This window comes from Acidovorax sp. KNOB132 (genome assembly GCF_057541515.1).
Map to the genome: position 1 here is coordinate 1 of NZ_BAAJYT010000154.1, position 9,038 is coordinate 9,038.

6 protein-coding genes and 2 pseudogenes are annotated in these 9,038 nt (G+C 68.9%); 1 reads left to right on the forward strand and 7 read right to left on the reverse strand.

Annotated elements, in window-relative coordinates:
* Positions 1 to 206: pseudogene (locus AC27IO_RS16855) on the forward strand (ferredoxin); the annotation flags it as partial.
* Between the two features lie 78 nt (positions 207 to 284).
* Here AC27IO_RS16855 and AC27IO_RS16860 read toward each other — a convergent pair.
* The 7 genes and pseudogenes from AC27IO_RS16860 to AC27IO_RS16890 form a co-directional block, all read right to left on the reverse strand.
* Positions 285 to 2,225 carry a methyl-accepting chemotaxis protein gene (locus AC27IO_RS16860; RefSeq protein WP_498739789.1) on the reverse strand — a complete coding sequence of 647 codons (1,941 nt, stop codon included), beginning with the start codon at positions 2,223 to 2,225 and terminating at the stop codon, positions 285 to 287.
* 219 nt (positions 2,226 to 2,444) lie between these two features.
* Positions 2,445 to 3,692 (reverse strand): MFS transporter, encoded by a 1,248-nt coding sequence (locus AC27IO_RS16865; protein ID WP_284431464.1) that lies wholly within the window; start codon positions 3,690 to 3,692, stop codon positions 2,445 to 2,447.
* 44 nt (positions 3,693 to 3,736) lie between these two features.
* Positions 3,737 to 4,562 (reverse strand): annotated as a pseudogene (locus tag AC27IO_RS16870) (putative hydro-lyase).
* A 201-nt stretch (positions 4,563 to 4,763) separates the two neighbouring features.
* Entirely contained in the window at positions 4,764 to 5,672 is a 909-nt protein-coding gene (locus AC27IO_RS16875; protein ID WP_284431466.1) for a LysR family transcriptional regulator, read from the reverse strand.
* A gap of 28 nt (positions 5,673 to 5,700) precedes the next feature.
* A complete protein-coding gene (locus tag AC27IO_RS16880; RefSeq protein WP_498739791.1) occupies positions 5,701 to 7,431 on the reverse strand; it encodes a phosphoethanolamine transferase in 1,731 nt (576 codons plus the stop codon).
* An 82-nt stretch (positions 7,432 to 7,513) separates the two neighbouring features.
* Positions 7,514 to 8,377: an S-formylglutathione hydrolase gene (fghA, locus tag AC27IO_RS16885; RefSeq protein WP_498739793.1), complete on the reverse strand. Its 864-nt coding sequence runs from the start codon at positions 8,375 to 8,377 to the stop codon at positions 7,514 to 7,516.
* Positions 8,374 to 9,038, reverse strand: a 665-nt coding sequence (locus AC27IO_RS16890; RefSeq protein ID WP_498739795.1) for an alpha/beta fold hydrolase, incomplete at its 5' end; no start/stop codon positions are given. The genes AC27IO_RS16890 and fghA, both read right to left, overlap by 4 nt.

The window sequence follows — 9,038 nt, forward strand, 5'->3', positions numbered from 1 at the left end:
GGCACGCCCGGGACCGCTACGCGGCCCGCACCCAGCGGCTGGCCCGTGACGCGCAGGCGGCACCCGCCTTGCTGCCGACCCCGGAGCCCGCTACGGCCTCAGCCGACGCAGGGGCGGCCTCATCCTTGGCGCCGCCCGGAGATGCCAAGCAGGCCGCCATCGCCGCCGCCATGGCGCGGGCCCGCGCCAGGCGTTCCGCCGGCTGACGCGAGGGCCCGCAGGCAACGCAGGCCCATCCGTTTTCTTCTTTGGATGCCGGTGGTCTGGCCTCTGGCCGGCCGAGCTCAGGCCGAAGCAATGAGCGACTTGTAGACGCCGCAACCCAGGTAGATGTCCCCGGCCTTGCACACGAACGACATCTTGGTCTGCACCCGGCCGGTGGCCGGGTTGGTGATGTTGTACTCCACCCATCCCGGCCCCTGATCGGCCTGGCCCGTGATGGATGCCATCAGCGCCGCGCCGTCGATGCCGGGAATGTCCTGCACGCGGGACCCGACCTTGCCTGGATTGCCGCCGAAGGCCAGGTAGGTGCCGTCCAAGCGCAGGGCAAACACGTACATGTCCCGGTCATGGAAGGGCTGGGCCGGGTCCGTCAGCGTGCGCAGCAGGCTGGCCTGGGGCGCCGTGCGCGCCAGGGCCACAGCCCGCTCCACCAGCGCCTTGGCCTCGTCGGCGGTGCCCTGCTGCAGGCGGAACGACATCACCGCCCGCGAGAGCGTGGACGCCCGGTGTTCCAGCGCCTCGGCCTGGTGCACGGCCTGGCCCACCATCTGGGCGTTGCGCTGGGTGATCTGGTCGAGCTGCTGGACGGCGGCGCTGATTTCGCTGAGGCCGGTGCTCTGCTCGGCGCTGGAGGCCGAGATCTCGCTCACGTTGGCGGCCACGCTGCGCACGCCACCCGCCATCTCGGCTATGCCCGAGCCCGCCGCCCGGATCAGTTGCGCGCTGGTCTCCACCTGGCGCACCGAGTCGCCGATGAGGTCACGGATCTCACGCGCCGCCGCGCCCGATCGCCCGGCCAGCGACCGCACTTCGGACGCCACCACGGCGAATCCCCGGCCCTGCTCACCCGCGCGGGCCGCCTCCACCGCCGCGTTCAGCGCCAGGATGTTGGTCTGGAAGGCGATGCCGTCGATCACGCCGATGATCTCGTTGATCTTGCGCGAGCTGGCGCTGATGGAGCGCATGGTCTCCACCACCTGGTTGACCACCTGGCCGCCCTGCACGGCGGTCTGGGCGGTGCTGGAGACGTACTGCGCGGCCTGGCGGGCGTTGTCGGCGTTCTGGCGCACGGTGGCGGTCAGCTCTTCCATGCTGGAGGCGGTCTGCTGCAGCGAAGAGGCCTGCTGCTCGGTGCGGCGCGACAGGTCGCCGTTGCCCTGGGCGATCTCGCTGGCCGCATGGTCGATGGTGCTGGTGGCCTGCTGGATGCGGTGCAGGATGCTGGCGAGCCGGTCGCGCATGAAGCCGATGGCGTACATCAGGCTTTGCTCGTCGCGGGCGCGCAGCGGGATCTCCGCCTGCAGGTCGCCGTCGGCCATGCGCATCGCGGCGCCGGCGGCGGCGCGCGGCTCGCCACCCACGGAGCGTTCGATGTCGCGCACCACCAGCCCGGTGAGGGCTGAGATCACCAGCCCCAGCAGGGCCAGCAAGCCGATCGCGCGGTACAGCGAGGCGCGGTAGGCCTGTTCGATGTCATCGACGTAGTCGCCGGCCACCAGGTCCCAGTTCCAGGGCTTGAAGCGCACCACGTAACCGATCTTGGGGCTGGGGGCGTCGCTGCCCGGGCGCGGCCACCAGTATTCGAGGAACCCGCGACCCTGCGCGCCGGCGGCGGCGATGTTCACGTAGAGCAGGTTGCCCTTGGCATCCTTGAAGGCGATCATGTTCTTGCCGTTCAGCTCGGGCTTGATGGGGTGCATCGCCATGATCGAGTCGGAGCCGATCACGGTGACGTAGCCGTCCTTGCCGTAGCGCTGCGAGGCGATGCGCGCCAGGGCGGCGCTGCGGGCTTCCTCCTGGCTCATCTTGCCGGCCTGGGCCTGCTTTTCGTAATCGCTGGCCACGGTCAGCGCCATGTCGGTGATGTCGGAGAGGGCCGATTGCCGGGCCTGGTACTGGATCTGCCGGGTCTGCCACGCGTTCACGAAGGTCAGTGCCAGCAGCCCCAGCAACGCGAGGACCAGCGGGAGCCAGAGCTTTTGCCGCAAGGTCAGTTTTTTCATGGAAGGGGTCCTTTCAGGAGGGCGTACGGAAGGCATTGGGATGGGTCGCAGTATGGCCGTGAACACCCCTCGTCTGGCAGTCGGGCTACCCCTTTCTGTCGGGTGTTCGCAACGGTTGGATACATATGCAAGTTACGTGCTCGATCCGCACCCCGCGGCCTGCCACCCGGTGAAAACGGGGTTCCCTTTTTGCCCTTTTCCGCACCGCGCAATGGCGGCTCAGTGGATGGGCGCGGCCTCGGGGCTCAGTTCCCGGCCCAGCGTTTCGGGCAGGGCGAGCGCCGCCACGATCACCAACCCGTAGCAGATGGCGGTGATCCAGCCGATCGTCTGGCCCAGCGGCAGCGTGTTGCTCAGCGTGCCGACCAGCGCCGGGCAGATGGCGCCGATGGCGCGGCCGAAGTTGTAGCAGAACCCCTGGCCCGAGCCCCGCACGTCGCTGGGGAACAGTTCTGACAAAAATGCGCCCATTCCGGAAAAGATGCCTGACAAAAAGAACCCCAGCGGAAAGCCCAGCACCAGCATCCACCCGTCCGTGATCGGGATCTGTGTGTAGGCCAGCACCAGCGCCATGCCCATCGCCGCGAACAGGATGAAGCAGCGGCGCCGGCCGATCACGTCCGACAGCCACGCGCTGGTGAGGTAGCCCACGAACGAGCCGGCGATGAGCACCAGCAGGTAGGTGCTGGTGCCCAGCACGGACAGGTGCCGCTCGGTCTTGAGGAAGGTCGGCAGCCAGGTGGTGACCGAGTAGTAGGCGCCCTGCATGCCGGTGGCCAGCAGGCTGGCCAGCACGGTGGTGCGCAGCAGCGAGGGGTGGAAGATGCGCAGGAAGCTGCCCTGCGTGCCGGCGGCGCGGGCACGGGCCTGGGCCGCCAGGTACACCGGCGGCTCCTGGATGTTGCGGCGGATGTAGATGATGAGCACGGCGGGCACGATGCCGATCCAGAACAGCACCTTCCAGGCGATCTCCGGCGGCAGCACCGAATAGACGCCCCAGAACGCCAGCGCCGAAGCGGCCCAGCCCACGGCCCAGCTGCTTTGCACCAGCCCGGCCGCCTTGCCGCGGTGCTTGGCCGAGATGGTTTCCGCGATCAGCACCGAGCCCACCGCCCATTCCCCGCCGAAGCCGAAGCCCTGCATGGCGCGGGTGAAGAACAGCTGGCCGAACGATTCGGTAAAGCCGCTCAGGAAGGTGAACAGCGTGAACCACAGCACCGTCCACTGCAGCACCCGCACGCGGCCGTAGCGGTCGGCCAGCACGCCCGCGGCCCAGCCCCCGATGGCGGAGGTGAGCAGCGCGCCGGTGGCGATGTAGCCGGCTTCCGCCTTGGACATGTTCCACGCGGCCAGCAGCGTGGGGATGAGGAAGGTGTAGATCATGTAGTCGAAGCCATCGACGCCATAGCCTGCGAAGGTGGCGGCCAGGGTGCGCCGCTCGGTGGGGGAGGTGTGCCGGAGCCACATGGTGCGAAGTCTTTCTTGGAAGGGGGGGGACAGGAAGGGCGGCGTCAGGCGGTCACCAGATCGCGGTTGAGCAGATCGGTGACCAGCATGTGCCCCGGCGCGTGGGTGATGCAGAAGGCGGGGCGGGCCGCCGCGATGGCGGCCTGGGGCGTCACGCCGCAGGCCCAGAACACCGGCAGCTCATGCGGCTGCACGGCCACGGCGTCTCCGTAGTCGGGCCGGGACAGATCGTGGATGCCGATGAGCGCCGGGTCGCCCAGGTGCACGGGGGGCGCCGTGCACCTGCGGCATGCGCGAGGTGATCTGGATGGCGCGGATCGCGTCCGCGGCCGCCATGGGGCGCATGGAAACAACCAGCGGCCCGCGGAACGCGCCGCTGGGCTCGGTGGCGCGGTCGGTGCGGTACATGGACACGTTGCGGCCCTGGTCCACATGCCGCAGGCGAATGCCATCGGCCAGCAGCGCATGCTCGAACGAGAACGAGCAGCCGATGGCGAAGGTCACGAGGTTGTCGCGCCAGTGCTGGAAGAGGTCGGTGGGCGTGTCCACCTGCACGCCGTCGCGCCACACGGCATAGCGGGGCAGGTCGGTGCGGATGTCGATGTCCGCGCCCAGCGCGGGCAGAGCGGGCGAGCCGGGCTCGCTGACCGCCAGCACCGGGCAGGCGCGCGGGTTGCGCTCGCAGTAGCGTTGGAACTCGGTGGCCAGCGCCTGGGGCAGGATGGCCAGATTGACCTGCACGTAGTCGCTGGCCAGGCCGCTCGTGTGGTCCGCCAGTTGACCGGCGCGGGCGGCCGCGCGCACGTCTCGGGCGGTGGACCGGGCGGTCAGCCCGGCGGCGGCGCCGGGGGAAAGAACAGGGGATGGCATCGTCGTGAAAGCCCTGGAATGCGGGCCTGCGGTGGTGGCAATGCCGCGAATTCTGAAAGCCGCACGGCGGCGAATCCAACGCAAAATTTTGCGTTCACGTCATCGAAAAAATCGATGGCGACCACTGAATTTTCAATATTGCGAAAAGTGTGCCAATGCCATCCGGGCTTTCCCGGGGGCGCGTGCACTGCGACGGTGCGGTCAGCGCGGCGTGCGCTTTTTTCGGGCAGTCTGGGTCTGGGTCACGTACGCCTGGGCCGATTCCAGCACCGATTCGGTGATTCCCGAGCCAGGGTCTTCGCGATAGCTGGCGTGGATGGGCAGGGCGGTGAGCGCGCACGAGGCCCGCAAGATGTGCAGCGGCATGCGGTGCGACAGCCGTTGGGTGACGGCGCGCGGCAGCACCGCGATGCCGAATCCCGCTTCCACGAGCTGCAGCATGGCTGAAATCGACGAGATGGCGTGCATGCGCGGCACGGCCACGCCCGATTCCTGGAACAGCTGGAGCAGGCTCTGGTGCGGGTGCGAGCCCTTTTGGAATGTGATGAGGTCGTGCTGCGCCAGCCGCTGCAGGTCGTACCGCCCCGCGGAGTGCAGGGTGCGGTGCCCGACGAACACCAGCTCCAGCGGCGGCATGGTCCGCGTGCGCACCGCGGTGTCGGTGGCGGGCAGGGAGGTGAACACCAGGTCCTGCGCCCCGCGCCGCACCTGGTCCACCAGCACGGGCGAGGTTTCCACGGTCAGCTCCAGCTCGAAGTCGGGGCGGGTCTTGCGCATCTCCTGCAGCCAGCCGGTGAGCCAGCTGTGCACGACCGATTCGATGGCCCCGATGCGCAGCGCCACCGGCGCGTGCGGGCTGGTGCCCAGTTCTTCCTTCACCTGCCGCTGCAGTTCCAGAAGGCGAACGGCCAGCAGCTGAAAGCGCTGCCCCGCGGCGGTGAGGCGGAACAGGCGCTCGCGCCGGTCCAGCAGGATCACGCCCAGTTCCTCCTCCAGCGCGGCGATGCGGCTGGACAGGGCGGACTGCGTGATGTGCAGCTTTTCGGCCGCCCGCGTGATGCTCTTGAGCGAGGCGGCCCAGTGGAAGGCTTCGACAAACCGCAGGTTCATGGGCGCGATTGTCGCCGCGGGGCGGGGGTCAGCCTGCGGCGGCAGCGTTCCGGCAGGTGGCGAACATGTCCTTCGATGCCTCGTAAACGCTGGTCTGCACGTCCATCAGTCCGAGGATGGAGTGAAAGTAGTTGTCGTGCGACAGGCGCCGCTCGCCCAGGTCCTTTTGCAGGCAGGCGGTGGCCGTGCGGGTGCGCGACTGCATGGCGGGCGACAGCCAGGTGATCCACGGCACATGCTTTTGCACATCGGGCGCGATGGCGTAGGGCATGCCGTGCAGGTAGATGTTGTTCTCGCCCAGCGACTCGCCGTGGTCGGCCACGTACATCATCGCGGTCTGCGCGGTGCCCGACTGCGCGGCCAGCCACTGGATGGTGGCACTGAGGAAATGGTCGGTGGACACGATGCTGTTGTCGTACGCGTTGACCACTTCCTGGCGCTGGCATTCCTGCAGCGCCGAGGTCCGGCATTCGGGCTGGAAGGTCTTCTGCGAAGGCAGCGACCGCTTGAAATACGCCGGGCCGTGGCTGCCCATCTGGTGCAGCACCACCACGGTCCCGCGCGCCCGCTGATCGGCCGGCAGCGCCGCGATGCGGGCGTCCAGGCCCTTGAGCATCACGTCGTCCAGGCATTCCTTGCCGTCCGCGCACCACTGGGGGTCGTCGGGCTTGGCCGAGGTGCTGGCCTCGGCCACGCGGTCGCACACGCCCTTGCAGCCGGACTGGTTGTCCACCCACAGCACGGCCAGGCCGGCATGCTGCAGCACGTCCAGCAGCCCCTCGGAGCGGATGTGGCTAGCCTCGTAGGCGGTGCGCCCCAGGTTGGAGAACATGCAGGGCACGGAGGCCGCCGTGCTGGTGCCGCAGGACCAGGCGTTGCGGGCACTGGCGAGGTCGTTGCGCGCGGACAGCTCGGGCGTCGTCGGGCGGCCGTAGCCGTTGAGTCCGAAGTTGCCACTGCGCCCGGTCTCGCCCAGCACCAGCACCAGCAGCGGCGGTTTGCCCTGGCCGGCATAGGACGCCCCCAGCCTGGCATCGCGCCCCAGTGGCATCAGCGGGCCGGCATCCCGGCGCAGGGGGCGCGCAGCGGCATTGCCCACGGCATAGATGCTGTTCAGGGGGTTGACCAGATAGCGCAGCTGCGTGTGGTTGCGCATGGCGGAGGAAAAATCCTGGAACACGGCGAAGACCAAGCCCGCGGCCAGGGCCAGCGAGCCCAGCAGCAGCAGGCCGTGGAACGCGATCTGCCGGGCAACGCCGAGCGGTTTCACACGGGTGCGCGCCAGCCACCACAGGGGCGGCCCTGCCAGCGCCACGATCGTGAGCGGCAGGCGCCAGTCGAGCAGGTCGGCCGCCTCGCGCGGATCGGTCTGCAGGACGTTGGTGATCATGCCGGTGTCGATCACGATGCCGTAGGCCGTCATGAAGTAAGAACCAAGAGCGGCCAGCAAGATACCCACGGCCAGCATGGGCTTGAGAAGGCGACCCCACGCGAGAAAGCCGATGACCGCGGCATTGGCGGCGGCCACTGCCAAGACGAATGCCATCAGGAACGCCCAGCCGCGCAGGCTGTGGGCATTGGGCAATTGCAGAAGAGCCCGCCACAAAGGCACATTGCAGGCCGTGGCCAGCCAGAGGCTGATGATGGTGATGATCCAAGCCGGATGCAGGGCGTTGCGGAGGTCCAGCCCCGCATGTCCCAACGCTCCCTTGCTCGTCTTTGTAATAAGCCGCAACTGCGGCTGCAGAATGTGAGCCATGGCGCATTCTTGAGCGCCAGCCTTAAGTGCAAATTAAGGGCTTACCCGTGGCGTTACAAAACGGGTAGGTGGGCCCGCCGGCCTATGCCAACTGCCCGGCGTGGTGCGCCAGATGGTCTTCGATGAAGGTCTGGATGAAGTAGTACCCGTGGTCGTACCCCTCGTGGCGGCGCAGGGTGAGCGGCTGCCCGATGGCCTGGCATGCGGCTTCGAAGCGCTCGGGGTAAAGCTGCTCGGCGAGGAATTTGTCGCCCAGCCCCTGGTCGATCAGGATGCCGGCCGGGTAGGGGGCCAGCGGCTGGTTTTCCATGAGCACCGTGGCGTCATGCTCGCCCCACGCCGTGCGGTCCGCGCCCAGATAGCCGGTGAACGCCCGCTCTCCCCAGGGGCACTGCGTGGGCGCGCAGATCGGCGCCAGGGCCGAGAGCGACCGGAAGCGGCCGGGATGGCGCAGCGCCAGCGTCAGCGCGCCATGGCCGCCCATGGAGTGGCCGAAGACGCCCAGGCGGTCCAGGTCGATCGGCAGGTGCCGGCCCAGCAGGGGCAGCAGTTCCTGCATCAGGTAGCTTTCCATGCGCCAGTGCGTGCGCCAGGGCGCTTGGGTCGCATCGAGGTAAAAGCCCGCGCCGATGCCGAAATCCCAACGGGCCGTGGCGTCCGGCAGGGCCTCCACCGCGGCGCCGCGGGGGCTGGTGTCGGGCGCGATCAGTGCCAGGCCCAGCTCCGAGGCCCGGCGTTGCGCGCCGGCCTTGACCATGAAGGTCTCTTCGTTGCACGTCAGCCCCGCCAGGTACAGCACCGCGGGCACCGGGCCGTGGGCGGCCTGCGGCGGCAGGTACACCGAGAACTTCATCGGCAGGCCGATCTCGGTGGAGTCATGTTGGTAAAAGCGCTGGGTGCCGCCGAAGCTGCGGTGTTCCGACAGGGTCTGGAGGGGATGGGTCATGGCGTGGGAAGTGAAGAAGAAGGCGTGGCACGGACCAGTTCGAGCACCGCATCGGCAAAGGCTTCGGGGGCCTCCTGCGGCAGGTTGTGGCCGGCGCCGGGCACCCAGCGGTGCGTGCGCAGGCCGCTGAACTTCGCGGCATGGGCCGAGGCATCGGCCGGCGGGCGAACCCCGTCGTCCACGCCGTCGAAGGTGATGGCCGACACGCGGATGGCCGGCTGCGCCGCCAGGCGCGATTCGATCCCGGCGTACGCCGGATCGCCCGTGACCAGGCCGAAGCGGTGGCGGTACGAGTGGATCACCACGTCCACGAAGTCGGGGTTGTCGAACGCGGCGGCACTGCGCTCGAAGGTGGCCTCGTCGAACGCCCAGGTCGGCGACCACGACTGCCACAGCAGGCGGGTGAGGGCCCGCCGGTCGTTTGCCAGGCCGGCCGCGCCCCGTGCGCTGTGAAAGTAGTACTGGTACCACAGGCGCTGTTCGTTGGCCGGCGTGTCGGGCGCCATGGCCCGGCCGATGTCCTGGATGTTGTAGCTGTTGAGCGAAACCAGCCCCGCGCACCGCTCGGGCCACAGCGCCGCGACCACGCAGGCGGCGCGCCCGCCCCAGTCGTAGCCGGCGAGCACCGCGCGCTCGATCGCCAGCGCATCGAGCAGCGCCA